16 protein-coding genes and 1 tRNA gene are annotated in these 15,460 nt (G+C 62.7%); 8 read left to right on the plus strand and 9 right to left on the minus strand.

The annotated features are described in order from the left end of the window. Positions 1-91 precede the first annotated feature (91 nt). From BN1134_RS12505 to BN1134_RS12545, 9 genes are all read right to left on the minus strand, one after another. A tRNA-Pro gene (locus tag BN1134_RS12505) sits at positions 92-168 on the minus strand. A 111-nt stretch (positions 169-279) separates the two neighbouring features. Next, the gene (locus tag BN1134_RS12510; RefSeq protein WP_042047596.1) at positions 280-978 is read right to left on the minus strand and encodes an MOSC domain-containing protein; all 699 of its coding nucleotides are present in this window, start codon (positions 976-978) and stop codon (positions 280-282) included. Positions 979-1,018: 40 nt separating this feature from the next. Further along, positions 1,019-1,870 carry an ABC transporter permease subunit gene (locus tag BN1134_RS12515; protein ID WP_042047597.1) on the minus strand — a complete coding sequence of 284 codons (852 nt, stop codon included), beginning with the start codon at positions 1,868-1,870 and terminating at the stop codon, positions 1,019-1,021. Beyond that, entirely contained in the window at positions 1,867-2,766 is a 900-nt protein-coding gene (locus BN1134_RS12520; RefSeq protein WP_042047598.1) for an ABC transporter permease subunit, read from the minus strand. Before BN1134_RS12520 ends, BN1134_RS12515 begins: the two co-directional genes overlap by 4 nt. Beyond that, the gene (gene potA / locus BN1134_RS12525; RefSeq protein ID WP_042047599.1) at positions 2,763-3,917 is read right to left on the minus strand and encodes a polyamine ABC transporter ATP-binding protein; all 1,155 of its coding nucleotides are present in this window, start codon (positions 3,915-3,917) and stop codon (positions 2,763-2,765) included. The genes BN1134_RS12520 and potA overlap by 4 nt, the downstream gene beginning before the upstream one ends. A gap of 88 nt (positions 3,918-4,005) precedes the next feature. Continuing rightward, entirely contained in the window at positions 4,006-5,058 is a 1,053-nt protein-coding gene (locus BN1134_RS12530; protein ID WP_042047724.1) for a polyamine ABC transporter substrate-binding protein, read from the minus strand. 108 nt (positions 5,059-5,166) lie between these two features. After that, a complete protein-coding gene (locus BN1134_RS12535; protein ID WP_042047600.1) occupies positions 5,167-6,264 on the minus strand; it encodes an extracellular solute-binding protein in 1,098 nt (365 codons plus the stop codon). A gap of 45 nt (positions 6,265-6,309) precedes the next feature. Beyond that, entirely contained in the window at positions 6,310-7,668 is a 1,359-nt protein-coding gene (locus BN1134_RS12540) for an aspartate aminotransferase family protein (protein ID WP_042047602.1), read from the minus strand. Positions 7,669-7,738: 70 nt separating this feature from the next. Then, the gene (locus BN1134_RS12545; RefSeq protein ID WP_042047604.1) at positions 7,739-9,070 is read right to left on the minus strand and encodes a glutamine synthetase family protein; all 1,332 of its coding nucleotides are present in this window, start codon (positions 9,068-9,070) and stop codon (positions 7,739-7,741) included. A 414-nt stretch (positions 9,071-9,484) separates the two neighbouring features. Here BN1134_RS12545 and BN1134_RS12550 point away from each other — a divergent pair, with 414 nt between their 5' ends. The 8 genes from BN1134_RS12550 (at position 9,485) to BN1134_RS12585 (ending at position 15,417) form a co-directional block, all read left to right on the plus strand. Then, complete coding sequence (locus tag BN1134_RS12550) at positions 9,485-9,871, plus strand: TraR/DksA family transcriptional regulator (protein WP_042047606.1); 387 nt, start codon at positions 9,485-9,487, stop codon at positions 9,869-9,871. 50 nt (positions 9,872-9,921) lie between these two features. Further along, positions 9,922-10,776: a hypothetical protein gene (locus tag BN1134_RS12555; RefSeq protein WP_042047607.1), complete on the plus strand. Its 855-nt coding sequence runs from the start codon at positions 9,922-9,924 to the stop codon at positions 10,774-10,776. Between the two features lie 22 nt (positions 10,777-10,798). Beyond that, entirely contained in the window at positions 10,799-11,242 is a 444-nt protein-coding gene (locus BN1134_RS12560) for an Mpo1 family 2-hydroxy fatty acid dioxygenase (RefSeq protein ID WP_042047610.1), read from the plus strand. 12 nt (positions 11,243-11,254) lie between these two features. Continuing rightward, positions 11,255-11,713, plus strand: a complete 459-nt coding sequence (locus BN1134_RS12565) for a CreA family protein (protein ID WP_042047612.1) — start codon at positions 11,255-11,257, stop codon at positions 11,711-11,713. Between the two features lie 17 nt (positions 11,714-11,730). Continuing rightward, the gene (locus BN1134_RS12570) at positions 11,731-12,411 is read left to right on the plus strand and encodes an SDR family oxidoreductase (RefSeq protein WP_042047613.1); all 681 of its coding nucleotides are present in this window, start codon (positions 11,731-11,733) and stop codon (positions 12,409-12,411) included. 84 nt (positions 12,412-12,495) lie between these two features. Beyond that, the gene (locus tag BN1134_RS12575; protein ID WP_042047615.1) at positions 12,496-13,485 is read left to right on the plus strand and encodes a 2-hydroxyacid dehydrogenase; all 990 of its coding nucleotides are present in this window, start codon (positions 12,496-12,498) and stop codon (positions 13,483-13,485) included. A 67-nt stretch (positions 13,486-13,552) separates the two neighbouring features. Further along, complete coding sequence (yegD, locus tag BN1134_RS12580; RefSeq protein WP_042047617.1) at positions 13,553-14,911, plus strand: molecular chaperone; 1,359 nt, start codon at positions 13,553-13,555, stop codon at positions 14,909-14,911. 95 nt (positions 14,912-15,006) lie between these two features. Beyond that, on the plus strand, positions 15,007-15,417 hold the full coding sequence (locus BN1134_RS12585; protein WP_042047725.1) for an META domain-containing protein: 411 nt from the start codon (positions 15,007-15,009) through the stop codon (positions 15,415-15,417). Positions 15,418-15,460 lie beyond the last annotated feature (43 nt).

Raw genomic sequence — 15,460 nt, forward strand, 5'->3', positions numbered from 1 at the left:
AGAGGCAGAGGCAGAGGCAGGCTAGCACCGCCGAGAATCCTGGCAAGCGCACAATACAAAAAGGCCGCTCATTGAGCGGCCTTTTCCGATTTGGTCGGTGTGAGAGGATTCGAACCTCCGACCCCTTCGTCCCGAACGAAGTGCGCTACCAAGCTGCGCTACACACCGATGTCGACGGGGCGAGAATTTACCTAAACCCCCGTAACATGACAAGGCTTTTTTCACTTTTTTTAGTAAAAAGCCGCCATTTGCTCATCCCGCCGTCACAACGCTGGTTTTTCAGGCAGGAATGCCTTCCGGCCCGAGCAGACGGCGGCGCCAGTCACCCGGTTCGCCCCGCTCCAGCCAGTCACGAGCATGCTGCCGCCAGTTGGGAGAGAGAACCGGCAGCTCCGCCAGCAGGCGCAGATCGGCCTCGACCCGCTCCTGATTGAACAGGATGTCGGCGCAGCGCCGCACGCTCAGGTTGTGGGCGCGATCGATCAGGGTCAGCTCGGCATCCGGCGCCACCCACCCCTCCTCCAGCACCCGCAGCAGCCAGCCACAGCGGCCGCTGGCCTGTAGCAGCACGGCGAAACCGGGATAACCGAAGCAGGCATTGAGCTTGAAGCAGGGGGAGCGCGGCTGACTCACTTGCACCAGCGCCTCGCCAAGGCGGAACACATCGCCGATATGCACCTGCCCCTCACTCATGCCCAGGGTCGACAGATTCTCGCCAAACGCCGCCGGCTGCCATGGGGTGACGGGGTCCGCCAGTCCCAGGCTGCGCTGCCAGCTGCGCCAGAAGGGGTAATGATCGGCTGGGTAGTGGTGCAACGCCCGCTCCGGCCCACCATGGTGGCGCCGTTCGGCCTGTTCGTCCCCCTGCAGCCCAAAGAGGCCGCACCAGAGGGGTTGAGAGGCGGGTTGCTTATCGATGGCAGAGAGGAGCTGGGGAGCCAGTTCACGCGTTGAACCGGCAAAGAGGGAAATCCGCATTCTCATCCTCCTGATTGACGAGAGAATGCGGATTTTATCATCACTGGGCGTCGACCACCGCCTGCATCTGCTGCATCTGGGCGATCTCGCTCTTGCGCCGCCGCTCAGCCTTAGCCATGGAGTACCATGCCACGAAGGTGAACAGGGAGACCGACAGCAGGATCAGACTAGCCACGGCGTTGATCTCGGGTTTCACCCCGAGGCGCACCGCCGAGAAGATCTCCATCGGCAGCGTGGTGGAGCCAGGGCCCGCCACGAAGCTGGCCAGCACCAGATCATCGAGGGAGAGGGCAAACGCCATCATGCCGCCCGCAGCCAGCGAGGGGGCGATCATCGGGATGGTGATGAGAAAGAACACCTTCCACGGGCGCGCACCCAAGTCCATGGCGGCCTCCTCGATGGAGAGATCCAGCTCGCGCAGGCGCGCCGACACCACGATCGCCACATAGGCGGTACAGAAGGTGGTGTGGGCGATCCAGATGGTCAGCATGCCGCGTTCGGCAGGCCACCCCACCAGCTGGGCCATGGCCACGAACAGCAGCAACAGCGACAGACCGGTGATCACCTCGGGCATGACCAGTGGCGCCGTCACCATGCCGCCGAACAGGGTTCGGCCGCGAAAGTGCGGGATGCGGGTCAGCACGAAAGCCGCCAGGGTACCGAGCGCCACCGCGGCGATCGCCGTGTAGAGGGCGATCTCCAGCGAACGCAGCACAGCGTTGATGAGCTGGCTGTTATCGAGCAGGCTGAAGTACCACTTCACCGACCAGCCGCCCCACACCGTCACCAGCTTGGAGGCGTTGAAGGAGTAGATCACCATGATGACCATGGGCAGGTAGATAAAGCCAAGCCCGAGCCACAACATGATGCGCGAGAAGTTGTGCTGTCTCATGCCTTGCCCTCCAGTTCCTTGGCCTGGTTACGGTTGAACAGAATGATGGGGATGAGGAGAACCACCAGCATCACCACCGCCAGCGCCGAGGCCACCGGCCAGTCGCGGTTGTTGAAGAACTCCTGCCACAGCACCCGGCCAATCATCAGGGTCTCGGGGCCGCCGAGCAGCTCAGGGATCACAAACTCCCCAACCACCGGAATGAACACCAGCATGCAGCCGGCGATGATGCCGTTCTTGGAGAGGGGCACAGTGATCTGCCAGAAACGGGTCAAGTTGCGCGCCCCCAGATCCGAGGCCGCCTCAAGCAGGCTCTGATCGTGCTTGGCCAGGTTGGCGTAAAGCGGCAACACCATGAACGGCAGGTAGGAGTAAACGATACCGATATACACCGCCGTGTTGGTGTTGAGGATCTGCAACGGCTGGTCGATGAGACCCACCCCCATCAACAGGCTGTTGAGCAGGCCGTTGTTGCTGAGAATGCCCATCCACGCATAGACCCGGATCAGGATGGCGGTCCAGGTCGGCATCATGATGAGCAGCAGGTAGACGGTCTGCATGTGCTTGTCGGCCTTGGAGATGGCATAGGCCATGGGGTAGCCGATCAGCAGACAGAGCAGGGTGCTGACGCACGCCATCTTGAGCGAGCCGAGATAGGCCGCCAGATAGAGCTCATCCTCATCGAGCAGCAGGTAGTTGCCGAGATTGAGCAGTATGGTGAGCTGGCTGTCAGCCCAGGTCACCACATCCGTGTAGGGCGGGATCGCCACGTCCGCTTCGGCGAAGCTGATCTTCAGCACCATGATGAACGGCAGCAGGAAGAACAGGAACAGCCAGAAGAAGGGGACGGCGATGACGAAGCGCTGCCCGATTGCCAACTTCAACCGACGTTTCATGATTGCAGTACCACGCCGCTGTCATCTTCCCAGTACAGGAACACCTGATCATCCCAGGTGGGCCGCTTGCCGTGGCGTTCGGCGTTGGCGATGAAAGCCTGAACAATCTTGCCCGAGGGCAGTTGGATGTAATAGACAGAGTGGCCGCCCAGGTAGGCGATGTCATAGACCTCACCCTTGGTCCAGTTGAAGTCCGGGTGCTCGATCTCCACCGGCTTTTGCAGGCTCATCAGCAGCTTCTCAGGACGCAGGGCATAGGTCACCTTCTTGTTCTCGGCACGCGAGCTGATGCCGTGACCCACGTAGATGGGCTGCTCCAGATCGGCGCAGGCGATGGTGGCGTGGTCCTGCTCATCCTCCACCAGCATGCCGTCAAACAGGTTGACGTTGCCGATGAACTCGCACACCAGACGGCTGACCGGGGTCTCGTAGATGTCCATCGGGCTACCGATCTGTTCGATGCAGCCTAAGTGCATGATGGCGATGCGCTCGGCCATGGTCATGGCCTCTTCCTGATCGTGGGTCACCATGACGCAGGTCACCCCGACCCGCTCGATGATCTCAACCAGCTCGAGCTGCATCTGGGAGCGCAGCTTCTTATCGAGGGCCCCCATCGGCTCGTCCAGCAGCAGCAGCTTGGGGCGCTTGGCCAGGGAACGGGCCAGGGCCACCCGCTGGCGCTGGCCACCGGAGAGCTGGTGCGGCTTGCGACGGGCATACTGGGTCATCTGCACCAGTTTGAGCATCTCTTCGACCCGGGCGTCGATCTCGGCCTTGGGCAGACTGTCTTGCTTGAGGCCGAAGGCGATGTTCTGAGCCACCGTCATGTGCGGGAACAGGGCGTAAGACTGGAACATCATGTTGATCGGCCGCTCGTAGGGAGGCATGTCGGTAATATCCACCCCGTCGAGGAAGATACGCCCCTCGGTCGGGCGCTCGAACCCGGCCAGCATGCGCAGCAGGGTCGACTTGCCGGAGCCGGAGCCGCCGAGCAGGGCAAAGATCTCGCCCTTGTTGATATTCAAAGAGACGTTGTCCACCGCCAGAGTCTCGTCGAACTGCTTACTCACCCGATCGATCTTGACCAGCACCTCTTTGCGCTGCTGGCTTCCTTCTAGGGCTTTCTTGTAGGCACTGGAGGCTATTGCCATTACCACACTCCTAATAATGCACACCGCCCCTTGCGGCCGTGCCGTTGCATCCAATCTGGACGAACCCAGAGGGCCGCCCGCGGCTTCTTCACTTGCCGGACTTGATCTTGGTCCAGCTACGGGTCAGCAGGCGCTGCACCTGGGCCGTACGCTCCTTCTGGATATACAGCCGGTTCAGCACTGCCTGAGGCGGGTAAACCGACTCGTTGTTGGTCAGCTCGGGGCTCATGAAGGCCCGCGCTGCCGGGTTGGGGTTGGCATAGCCAACGTAGTCGCTCACCTCGGCGATCACCTTGGGGTCGAGCAGGTAGTTGATGAAGGCGTGGGCCTCGTTGACGTTCTTCGCGCCGGCCGGGATGGCCATCATGTCGAACCAGAGGTTGCCCCCCTCCTTCGGGATCACATACGCGATGTCGATCCCCTTGCCCGCCTCCTCGGCCCTGGCAGCCGCCTGCAACACGTCACCGGAAAAACCAGCCGCCACGCAGACGTCGCCATTGGCCAGATCGCCGATGAACTTGGAGGAGTGGAAATAGGTGACATAGGGGCGCAGCACCATGAAGCGCGCCTCCGCCGCCCGAATATCGGCCGGATCGCCACTGTTGGGGTCCTTGCCAAGGTAGTTGAGCATGGCCGGGATCATCTCGTCCGCCGAGTCGAGAAACGCCACGCCGCAGCTATGCAGCTTCTTGAGGTTTTCCGGCTCGAACAGGACACGCCACGAGTCGATACGCTCGACCCCCAGCACCGCCTTCACCTTGTCGATGTTGTAACCGATGCCGTTGGTGCCCCATAGGTAGGGCACGGCATACAGGTTGCCCGGATCGGCCTCCTGCAACTGCTGCATCAGCAGCGGATCGAGGTGGTTCCAGTTCGGCAGCAGACGGCGATCCAGCTTCTGGAACGCCCCCGCCTTGATCTGTTTGGCCAGGAAGTTGTTGGAGGGAACGACCACGTCATAACCGGTGTTACCGGTCAACAACTTGCCCTCAAGAGTCTCGTTGGAGTCAAACACGTCATACACGGGCCGGATACCGGTGGCCTGCTGGAACTGGGCCAGCGTCTGTTCACCGATATAGTCCGACCAGTTGTAGATGTGCACGGTAGGGGCGGCCTGTGCGCACGATGCGCCCATGGCCATCCCCAGAGCAATGCTCAACAGAGTCTTGTTCACAGATCCATCCTCGTATCTTGGGTGGTCCCCATCACGCTCCGGCGAGCCCCCTCCCGAGAGAGGGGGCGATACGGCTTACTTACCAGACTTGATCTTGGTCCAGCTGCGGGTCATGGTCCGCTGCACCTTGGCCGGCAGATCCGGGAAGGTGTAGATCTTCTTGAGGGTATCCGGGGTCGGGTAGATGCCCGGATCGGTGCGGATGGCCTCATCCACCAGCGGGGTGGCGGCCTTGTTGCCGTTCGGGAACTGCACGGCGTTGGTGATCTCGGCCATGATATCGGGCTTCATCAGGAAGTTGAGGAAGGCATAGGCCTCGTCAACGTTCTTGGCATCGGCCGGAATGGCGATCATGTCAAAGAAGCTGCCCGCCCCCTCCTTCGGAATGGAGTAGACGATGTTCACCCCATTCTTCGCCTCGACGGCACGGGACTTGGACTGCTGCAAATCACCGGAGTAGCCGACCGCCACACAGATGTTGCCGTTGGCCAGGTCACCGATGTACTTGGAGGAGTGGAAATAGGTCACGTAGGGGCGGATGGCGAGGAACAGCTCCTCAGCCTTCTTCAGATCAGCCGGCTTCTGGGAGTCGTTCGGCAGACCCAGGTAGTGCAGGGCAGACGGCAGGATCTCGGTCGGAGAGTCGAGGAAGGAGACACCACACTCCTTGAGCTTGGCGATGTTCTCCGGCTTGAACACCAGATCCCAGGAATCGACCGGAGCCTGGTCACCCAGGGCCGCCTTCACCTTATCGACGTTGTAGGCGTAACCTATGGTGCCCCACATGTAGGGGAAGGAGTACTGGTTACCCGGATCGCTCGGCTCCAGCGCCTTGAGCAGATCGGTGTCGAGGTTCTTCCAGTTCGGCAGCTTGGACTTGTCCAGCTTCTGGAAGACGCCCGCCTTGATCTGCTTGGCCAGGAAGGGGTTGGAGGGAACCACGACGTCATAGCCCGACTTACCGGCCAGCAACTTGGCTTCCAGCACTTCGTTGCTGTCGAACACGTCGTAGACGACCTTGATACCGGTCTCTTTCTCGAACTTTTCGATGGTATCCGGCGCAATATAGTCGGACCAGTTGTAGACATGCAGCACCTTGTCGGCCGCCATCGCATTTCCAGCCAGCATGGCGGACGCCACGCAGACGGCAAGTACACCCTTGTTAAAAGACATTATCCTTGTCTCCTTACAGTTGCATAAGGTCACCGATCTAGAGCGTCAAACGAGCAGCCGTTCGGCGGTCAGCTCCAGACTCCGTCTAGCCAGGTCAACCAGGTTATCCACCTCCGTCTCGGTGATCACCAACGGGGGCGATATGATCATCGTATCGCCGACCGCCCGCATCACCAAGCCATTGTCAAAACAGAACTCGCGACAGGTCAGACCGGCATGGGCCGTGGCCGGGAAGCGGGTTTTGCTGTGTTTGTCCTGTACTATCTCCAGTGCGGCCACCATGCCTTTGCCACGGGTTTCCCCGACGATCGGCAGGGCGGAGAGCTCTGCCCAGCGACGCTGGAGATAGGGCGCGATTCTATCATGTACTCGCTTAACTATGCTCTCTTTTTGCATAAGGCGAATGTTAGCGATCGCTACGGCGCAAGAGACCGGATGACCTGAATAGGTGAAGCCATGGGCGAACTCGCCGCCACGCTCGATCACCCCCGCCACCCGGTCGCTCACCATGACGGCCCCCAGCGGCACATATCCCGAGGTGATCCCCTTGGCCAGACACATGAAATCGGGGCGAATGCCGAAGGTGTCGCAGCCAAACCATGACCCGGTACGACCGAAGCCGCAGATCACCTCATCGGCAATCAACAAAATGCCGTAGTGATCGCAGATGCGCTGCACCTCGGGCCAGTAACTCTCGGGCGGGATGATGACCCCGCCGGCCCCCTGGATCGGCTCACCGATGAAGGCCGCCACCTTGTCCGGCCCCAGCTCGAGGAGCTTCTGCTCGAGCTGGCGCGCCCGCGCCACTCCGAACTCGTGCGGGCTCATCCCCTGCCCCTCGCCAAAGTGGTAGGGCTGGTCGATGTGGACGATCCCCGGGATCGGCAGCGAGCCCTGCTCGTGCATGCCCCGCATGCCGCCGAGACTGGCCCCCGCCACGGTCGAGCCGTGATAGGCGTTGCGGCGGCTGATGATCACCTGGCGCTCCGGCTTCCCCTGACAGGCCCAGTAATGGCGCACCATACGTAATACCGTATCATTGCACTCCGAACCTGAACCGGTGAAAAACACCTGGTTAAATCCCGGCGGAGTCACCTCGGCCAGCAGGCCGGCCAGCTCGATGGCCGGCGGGTGGGCGGTCTGGAAGAAGAGGTTGTAGTAGGGCAGCTCGCGCATCTGCCGTTCGGCCGCCGCGATCAGCTCCTCGCGGCCATAGCCCATGTTGACGCACCACAGGCCGGCCATGCCGTCGAGGATGCGCCGCCCCTCCGAGTCGATGAGATAGACCCCCTCACCACGGGTGATGATGCGAGCCCCCTTATCGCGCAGCTGCTGGTGATCGGTAAAGGGGTGCAAATGGTGGCTGGCATCGCGCCGCTGCCACTCACGGGTATCAAGATCCATGTTGTCGCTCCTTGCGCGGGCTTCGGTCGCCCCACATTCCCTAAGTGAAGCGGGCCTTGCGGCCCGCCTGTCACACGTTCAGCAGCAGAAACTCACGTTCCCACGAGCTGATGACACCGAAATAGGTCTCGTACTCCTTGCGTTTGACCGCCACGAAGGCGCGCACGAAGCGCTCCCCTAGCATCTCCTTGATGGGCTCGCACTGCTCGAGGTGGGTCAAGGCCTCCTCCAGGGTGCGCGGCAGGCTGTAGGGCAGGTCATAGGCGCTGCTCTTCATCTCCGGCAGTGGCTCGAGCTGCTCCTTGATGCCGAGATAGCCGCACGCCAGGGTGGCGGCGATGGCCAGATAGGGGTTGGCATCGGCACCGGCAAAACGGTTCTCGACCCGGCGCGCCGCCGTGTCGGCGAAGGGAATGCGCAGACCGCAGGTGCGGTTCTCGGTACCCCACTGCACGTTACGCGGGGCACTCTCACCAAAGGTGAGGCGACGGTAGGAGTTGACGTTGGGGGCCAGCAGGGCGGTGACCGCCGGGGTGTACTTCTGCAACCCGGCGATGAAGTGCATGAACATCTGGGTGTTGCCACCATCGGCGCTGCCAAACAGGTTCATCCCGTCCCCATCCTCCAGGCTCTGGTGGATGTGCATGGCCGACCCCGGTTCGTGGCTCATCGGCTTGGCCATGAAGGTGGCATAGATGCCGTGCTTGTGGGCTGCCTCGCGCATGGTGCGCTTGAACAGGAACACCTGGTCGGCCAGATCGATGGCATCCCCGTGCAGGAAGTTGATCTCCATCTGGGCTGCGCCGGACTCGTGCACCAGGGTGTCGACCTCCAGCTCCTGAGCCTCGCAGTAGTCGTACATGTCCTCGAAGATGGGGTCGAACTCGTTCACCGCATCGATGCTAAACGACTGGCGCGCCGTCTCGGGTCGGCCGTTGCGGCCGATCGGCGGCTCCAGCGGGTAGTCGGCATCCTCATTGCGCTTGATGAGGTAGAACTCCAGCTCGGGGGCCACCACCGGCTTCCACCCCTCCTGCTGGTAGCACGACAGCACCCGGCGCAGCACCGAGCGCGGGGCAATGTCCACCAGTTGGCCGGTCGCGTCGAAGCAGTCGTGGATCACCTGAGCCGTCGGCTCCGCCGCCCATGGCACGAAGCGGATGGTGTTGGGGTCTGGGTAGAGCAGCATGTCCCGCTCCAGCGGGTCGACCATGCTGTCATCATCGGGATAATCGCCGGTGACGGTCTGAATGAAGATGACCTCGGGCAGCCGCAGCCCCCCTTCACGCAGAAACTTGCTGGCCGGGATAATCTTGCCGCGGGCATTGCCGGTAAAATCCGGGATGAGACACTCCACCTCAGTGATGCGGTTGGCGTCCATCCAGCTCTTGATACGATCCATATATAACCCCGACAGGTTGGGCAATCGGGTGCCATCCTGGCACCTTGTTACCGGAATGTGAGCCCTACCATCTAAGCCACCGCCCAATTTGGGTGTCAAGGCAGGCGTTTAAAAAAATAAATGAACCCGGCCTCATTTAACCAACTTGGTGCAAAATACTAAACACCTGCCCCCCTATGCCCCCTGCGTCGAGCTGTGCCGTTTCCCAGCAAAAGGCGTCAAAAAGCACTGCTGTTTCCCTATACCGCGCACAATTTGCAGAAACAGCGCTTTGCTATCCGCCGAAGATCTGATACAAGGCCCGCCCTGATTTCGTGCAGCAACACGCAAGTCAGACTGCAGGGACTCGGTCTGGTCACAGACCGCCCATATCCATACTGACAATCGGGTTTGAATACACGGGTAATAGATCACATGTGTGACGTTATGACTGAAGACCAGCTGGCTTTTTACAAAGGCCAAATCCAGGCGCAAATCGACAACATCGAGGAGCGTCTGAACTCCCAGGCCAGCCAGGCGATCGCTACCGACACCAACGAGATGGCCGACGAGATCGATCGCGCCAGTGTCGAAGAGGCCCGCCGCCTCGAGCTGAACCGCATCGAGCATGACAAGCTGCACCTGCGCAAGCTCAAGGCTGCCCTCAAGCGCATCGATGAAGGGGATTTCGGCTACTGCGAATCCTGCGGTGACGAGATCGCCGAGAAGCGCCTGCAGGCTCGCCCCGAGTCGCGCTTCTGTGTCGAGTGCCAGAGCACCAAGGAGTTCAACGACAACCACGTCTATCGCCGCGTCGCCTGACATTTCTGCTAGAATCCGGCCCATTCCTGCCCCTTTCGGAGTGTGGCCCGATGAAATGGCTCGGCTGGCTGTGCCTGTTGCTCCCCCTGCTGACGCAGGCACAGCCCCTCAAGATCAAAGTCCCCCAGCTGCCCGTACACCAGCTGGCCGACGAGTACCAGCTGCCGCTGCTCAAACTGGCGCTGGAAAAGTCCGGTACCCCCTTCACCATCGAGCTGGTGCCCACCACCCTGACCCAGGACTCGCTGCGTCGCGAGCTGGAAGAGGGCAAGCGCTTCAACCTCTACTGGATGGGCACCTCGAGCGAGCTCGAGTCCCGCCTCACTGCCATTCCCATTCCGCTGTTTCGTGGCATGGAAGGGATGCGGGTGGCCCTTATTCATCAGGATGACCAGGAAAAATTCGCCCAGATCACCGGGCTGGGGCAACTGCGCAAATTTCGCGCAGGTCAAGGGATCGGCTGGAGTGATGGCCGTATCCTCGACGCGGCCGGCATCCCCACCTACGCCGGGCGGGCCGCCAACCTGTTTCGCCTCATCAATCGCCACGAAGCCATCGACTTCTTTCCGCGCTCCCTGGTCGAGGCCTTCAGCGAGCAGCACGAGCTGGTCGAGCAGTATCCCAATCTGGTGATCGAGCGCCACCTGCTGCTGCGCTATCCCTATGCCCAGTTCTTCTTCGTCAATCATGATCAGAAGGCGCTGGCCAAGGCATTGCAGACCGGTCTGGAGCGGGCCTATGCCGACGGCAGCTTCCTGCGCTTCTTCAACCAGCACCCCAGGGTGCGTGAGGCGCTGGCCGGCGCCAATCTGGCCGGACGCACCACCCTCACCTTGGGCAATCCCGACCTGACCGACGCCATGCGCAAGGTGCCGGCCCACTACTGGGAGTGGCCACTACCCTGATTGCCGGCTCAAGGAGGAGCCCATGAAATCCATCGATGCGTGGTTTGCCGCTTACGCCACCTGTCACCGTCACCCCGGCAACCTCGCCATCCACCAGGTGGCGGTACCCGGCATCTACCTGAGCGTCATCGGCCTGTTGCAGGCGCTGCCGGCACCGGTCGGGGCGGGCTGGGGGGCCCTCATCGCCATCCCGGTATTGCTGTTCTATCTGCGCCTCTCCTTCAGCCTGTGCGTCGGCATGGCCCTGTTCACCGCCGCCGGACTCTGGCTGTGGCAGGGGATGGCCGCCGTTTCTCCTATCTGGCCATGGGCTCTGACGCTGTTCGTCCTGCTCTGGCTGGCCCAATTCATCGGACACCGCTGGGAGGGACGCCGTCCCGCCTTCTTCACCGACCTGCAGTTTCTGCTGATAGGTCCCCTCTGGGTGCTGGCCGGCCTCTATCGCCGGCTGCGTATCCCCTACTAGACGAGGATATCCATGCGTCAGTCTCTCCTGCTTGCCACCCTGCTCTGCGCCGGCGCCGTCCAGGCAACCGATGCCGACCGGGTCGGTGAGGTCAGCACCGCCTTCAAGCTGTTTGGCCCCAACCACAAGATCGTCATCGAGGCCTTTGATGATCCCCGCATCAAGGGCGTGACCTGCTACCTGGCCCGCCCCAAGACCGGCGGCATCAAGGGCGGGCTGGGGCTGGCCGAGGACCCTTCCCATGCCACGCTGTCGTGCCACCAGGTGGGCCCCATCACCCTGCCGGCCAAGCTCAAGGAGAGCGAAGAGGTGTTTGACGTGAGCACCTCGCTGGTGTTCAAAGAGCAGCGGGTCGTGCGTTTTTATGACGCCAGGCGCAATGCCTTGGTCTATCTCACCTACAGCACCAAGCTGGTCGACGGCTCTTACAAGAGCGCCGTCAGCGCCGTGCCCATCATGCCCTGGGGTTAACCCACAAGGAGAACAGGATGTACGAGACCATACTGGTTACCGGCGCCACCAGCGGCATCGGTCATGCGTTGGTGCACGATCTGTGCGGCCGCGGCTATCGCGTCTATGCCAGCGGCAGGAACGAGGCGGCGCTGGCCGCGCTGATGACCGCCACCGGCTGCCTCGGCAGCACCGCCGATCTGACCGACCCGCAGCAGGCGCTGGATCTCTACCAGCGGTCCCGCACCGCCCTCGGTCACATCGACGTGCTGGTCAACAACGCCGGGGCCAACCACCGCAAGGCACCCATCGCCGAGACCAGTCTGGAGGAGTTCGAGCTGCAATATGCCCTCAACCTACGCGCCCCCTATCTGCTCGGGCGTGAGGCGCTGCGCGAGATGATCCCGCGCGGCAGCGGCTATCTCATCAATGTGGTGAGCACCTGCGCCCTGCGCCACCCCAGCCCCATGGGGATCTACAGCACCATGAAGAGCGGCCTGGCCAGCCTGAGCCAGGTGATGATGAAGGAGGCGCAGCCCCACGGCATCAAGGTCTCGACCCTCTACCCGGGCGGCGTCGATACCCCGTTCCGTGCCGAGGCCAAACCCCACTACATGCAGCCGGCCAGCGTCGCCACCACCCTGGTGACCCTGCTCACCCTGCCGGCCGATGTCGTCGTCCATGAGATGACGTTCCGGCCGCCGTCCGAGCTGGAGTGAGCCCTTTTCCCACACGGTGAAGCGGGTGATCGGGATCACGCTTTGTAGTAACGTGGAGCCATCGCCCGCATCGGAGTCAACAAGATGAAAATCGCTGTCTTCAGCAGTAAGAGTTATGACAAGGAGTACTTCCAGAAGGCCAATGCCGCCTACGGCTTTGATCTGGAATTTTTCGACGTGCGCCTCGAGACCAAAACCCTGCGGCTGGCCCACGGCTTCCCCGTGGTCTGCCTGTTCGTCAACGACGATGCCGACCACGCCATTCTGAGCGAGCTGGCCCAGCACGGCACCAAGGTGATCGCCCTGCGCTGCGCCGGCTACAACAACGTGGATCTGGTGGCCGCCAAGGAGCTGGGACTGACCGTAGTGCGGGTGCCCGCCTACTCCCCCGAGGCGGTGGCTGAACACGCGGTAGGGCTGATGATGACCCTTAACCGCCGCATCCATAAGGCCTACCAGCGCACTCGCGACGCCAACTTCTCCCTCGAGGGGCTGGTCGGCTTCAACATGTTCGGTCGCACCGCCGGCGTCATCGGCACCGGCAAGATCGGCCTGGCGACCCTGCGCATCCTCAAGGGGTTCGGCATGCGCCTGCTGGTGAGCGACCCTTACCAGAACCCGGCCGCCATCGAACTCGGCGCCGAATACGTCGATCTCGACACCCTCTACCGCGAGTCCGATGTCATCTCCCTGCACTGCCCCCTGTTCCAGGAGAACTATCACCTGCTCAACGCGGCTGCCTTCGCCAAGATGAAGGACGGGGTGATGATCATCAACACCAGCCGCGGCGGCCTGCTCGACGCCAACGCCGCCATCGAGGCACTCAAGACCAGCCGCATCGGTGCGCTCGGCCTCGATGTCTACGAAGAGGAAGAGGAGCTGTTCTTCGAGGACAAGTCCAACGAGGTGATCACCGACGATGTATTCCGCCGCCTTTCGGCCTGCCACAACGTGCTGTTCACCGGTCACCAGGCCTTCCTGACCCGCGAGGCGCTGCACGCCATCGCCGACACCACACTGAACAATGTCAAAGCAGTGCACGAAGGACGCCACAGCGGCAACGAAGTGGAATAAACCCGCCGCTTGAGCCCCGCTCCGGCTTTGGGGTAGGCTCTCTCTTTTGCCCGGGAGAACCTGCCCCATGTTTGTCGGATTCGATTACGGCACCTCCAACTGCGCCATGGCGGTGCTGGAGCAGGAGGGCCCGCGCCTGCTGCCACTCGGCCGTACTGCCTATCTCCCCTCCACCCTGCACGCCCCGCACCGGGATGCCATCCCCGGCCTGCTCGCCGAAGCCCTGCCTGCGCCACTGCGCGAACGTTACCTGGCCCTGCGCGGCCCGCAGATCCAGCGTGCCCAGAGCCTGCGCCGAACCCTGCGCGAAGAGGGGCTGCCCGACGAGCTGGCCTTCGGCGAAGCGGCACTGGAGGCCTATCTGGAGGAGCCGGACGAGGGCTACTACATCAAGTCGCCCAAATCCTTCCTCGGCGCCTCCGGCCTCAAGGCCCCGCAGATCGCCCTGTTCGAAGACATAGTGCTGGCCATGATGCTGCAGGTGAAACAGCGCGCCGAGGCACTCACCGGCGCCCCGATCACCCAGGCGGTGATCGGCCGGCCGGTCAACTTCCAGGGGCTGGCCGGTGAGGAGAGCAACCGCCAGGCTCTGGCCATCCTGAGCGAGGCGGCCAGCCTGGCCGGTTTTGAGCAGGTGGCGTTTCTCTATGAGCCGGTCGCCGCCGGCTTCGAGTTCGAGGCCCGCCTCAGCGAGGACTGCACCGTGCTGGTGGTGGACATCGGCGGCGGGACCACCGACTGCTCCATGCTGCGCATGGGGCCGAGCTACCGGGATCGGCTCGAGCGCGACGCTCAGATGCTCGGCCACAGCGGCCAGCGCATCGGCGGTAACGACTTCGACATCCGCCTGACGGTGGAGGGGATCATGCCGCTGCTCGGCATGCACGAGCGGCTCAAGACCGGCAAACCGCTGCCCCACCCCCTGTTCTGGGATGCGGCAGCCATCAACGACGTGGCGGCCCAGAGCCGCTTCTACAGCCTGACCACGGGGCGCGAGCTGCAAGACATGCTGCTCGACTGCCAACCGGGCAGCCTGCTGCCCCGTCTCATCCGCCTGCGCGAGCACAAGTTAAGCCACCAGCTGGTGTGGCGCGCCGAGCAGGGCAAGATCGCCCTCTCCGAGCAGCCGGTGAGCCGCCAGCCCCTCGGCGAGCTGGAGCACGACCTCAGCGTCGAGCTGACCCGGTCACAGCTGGCCGATGCCGCCGCCCTGCTGCTCGACAAGATCGGCGAGCTGATGGACGAGGCGATCGCCCAAGCCGGGTGCCAGCCGGATCGGGTGTTCGTCACCGGGGGCAGCGCCAAGTCGCCGCTGGTGGCCCGCTTCATCCGCGAGCGTCTGCCCGGCGTACCGGTCGAAGGGGGGGACGATCTCGGTTCGGTGGCCGCCGGCTTAGCCCGTCACGCCGCCCGTCTGTTCCGCTGACGCCCCGCGACAGGGGCGGTCGGTTGAGCGCCCCGCCCCTCTGTCATCCCCTCCGGCCAGCCTCTATCCTTGCCCTCAACCAAGGAGCCGCCGTGATAAACCGCCCAGCCATCATCCTCACCAGCCTGTTACTCACCGCCTGCACGACCCCCAGTGCCCTCCGCCAGGAGTTGATGCACCACCACTGGGTGCTGGAGAGTGTCGACCAGCGCCCGGTGCAATCCGAGCGCGGCCGGGCACCGGATCTCGAGATCGGCGAGCACTTCACCGTCAACGGTATCGCCGGCTGCAACCGCTACTTCGGCAAAGGCAACCTGAAGCAGGGGCGCTTCTGGGTCAGCAGCCTCGGCAGCACCGAGATGGCCTGCGGCGCCACTCTGGATGTGGTGGAGCAGGCGGTGCTCACCACACTGCGGCAAGGCGCGGCACTGACCACTGACGCGCAGGGGCTGACACTGCAAGGAGAGCAGCACACCCTGCGCTACCGGCTGGAAGAGTGGAAATAACACGCTAGCCCCGCCATCGCGCTCACCCCGGCGTGCATGGCGC

Source organism: Aeromonas simiae (assembly GCF_000820125.1).
In the GTDB taxonomy this organism is placed as follows: Bacteria; Pseudomonadota; Gammaproteobacteria; order Enterobacterales; family Aeromonadaceae; genus Aeromonas; species Aeromonas simiae.

Bases quoted from the DNA above. Each gene is read 5' to 3' on its own strand.
- BN1134_RS12510 (WP_042047596.1), bottom strand. From the start codon at position 978: ATGCGGATTTCCCTCTTTGCCGGTTCAACGCGTGAACTGGCTCCCCAG.
- BN1134_RS12515 (WP_042047597.1), bottom strand. From the start codon at position 1,870: ATGAGACAGCACAACTTCTCGCGCATCATGTTGTGGCTCGGGCTTGGC.
- BN1134_RS12520 (WP_042047598.1), bottom strand. From the start codon at position 2,766: ATGAAACGTCGGTTGAAGTTGGCAATCGGGCAGCGCTTCGTCATCGCC.
- potA (WP_042047599.1), bottom strand. From the start codon at position 3,917: ATGGCAATAGCCTCCAGTGCCTACAAGAAAGCCCTAGAAGGAAGCCAG.
- BN1134_RS12530 (WP_042047724.1), bottom strand. From the start codon at position 5,058: ATGGCCATGGGCGCATCGTGCGCACAGGCCGCCCCTACCGTGCACATC.
- BN1134_RS12535 (WP_042047600.1), bottom strand. From the start codon at position 6,264: ATGTCTTTTAACAAGGGTGTACTTGCCGTCTGCGTGGCGTCCGCCATG.
- BN1134_RS12540 (WP_042047602.1), bottom strand. From the start codon at position 7,668: ATGGATCTTGATACCCGTGAGTGGCAGCGGCGCGATGCCAGCCACCAT.
- BN1134_RS12545 (WP_042047604.1), bottom strand. From the start codon at position 9,070: ATGGATCGTATCAAGAGCTGGATGGACGCCAACCGCATCACTGAGGTG.
- BN1134_RS12550 (WP_042047606.1), top strand. From the start codon at position 9,485: ATGTGTGACGTTATGACTGAAGACCAGCTGGCTTTTTACAAAGGCCAA.
- BN1134_RS12555 (WP_042047607.1), top strand. From the start codon at position 9,922: ATGAAATGGCTCGGCTGGCTGTGCCTGTTGCTCCCCCTGCTGACGCAG.
- BN1134_RS12560 (WP_042047610.1), top strand. From the start codon at position 10,799: ATGAAATCCATCGATGCGTGGTTTGCCGCTTACGCCACCTGTCACCGT.
- BN1134_RS12565 (WP_042047612.1), top strand. From the start codon at position 11,255: ATGCGTCAGTCTCTCCTGCTTGCCACCCTGCTCTGCGCCGGCGCCGTC.
- BN1134_RS12570 (WP_042047613.1), top strand. From the start codon at position 11,731: ATGTACGAGACCATACTGGTTACCGGCGCCACCAGCGGCATCGGTCAT.
- BN1134_RS12575 (WP_042047615.1), top strand. From the start codon at position 12,496: ATGAAAATCGCTGTCTTCAGCAGTAAGAGTTATGACAAGGAGTACTTC.
- yegD (WP_042047617.1), top strand. From the start codon at position 13,553: ATGTTTGTCGGATTCGATTACGGCACCTCCAACTGCGCCATGGCGGTG.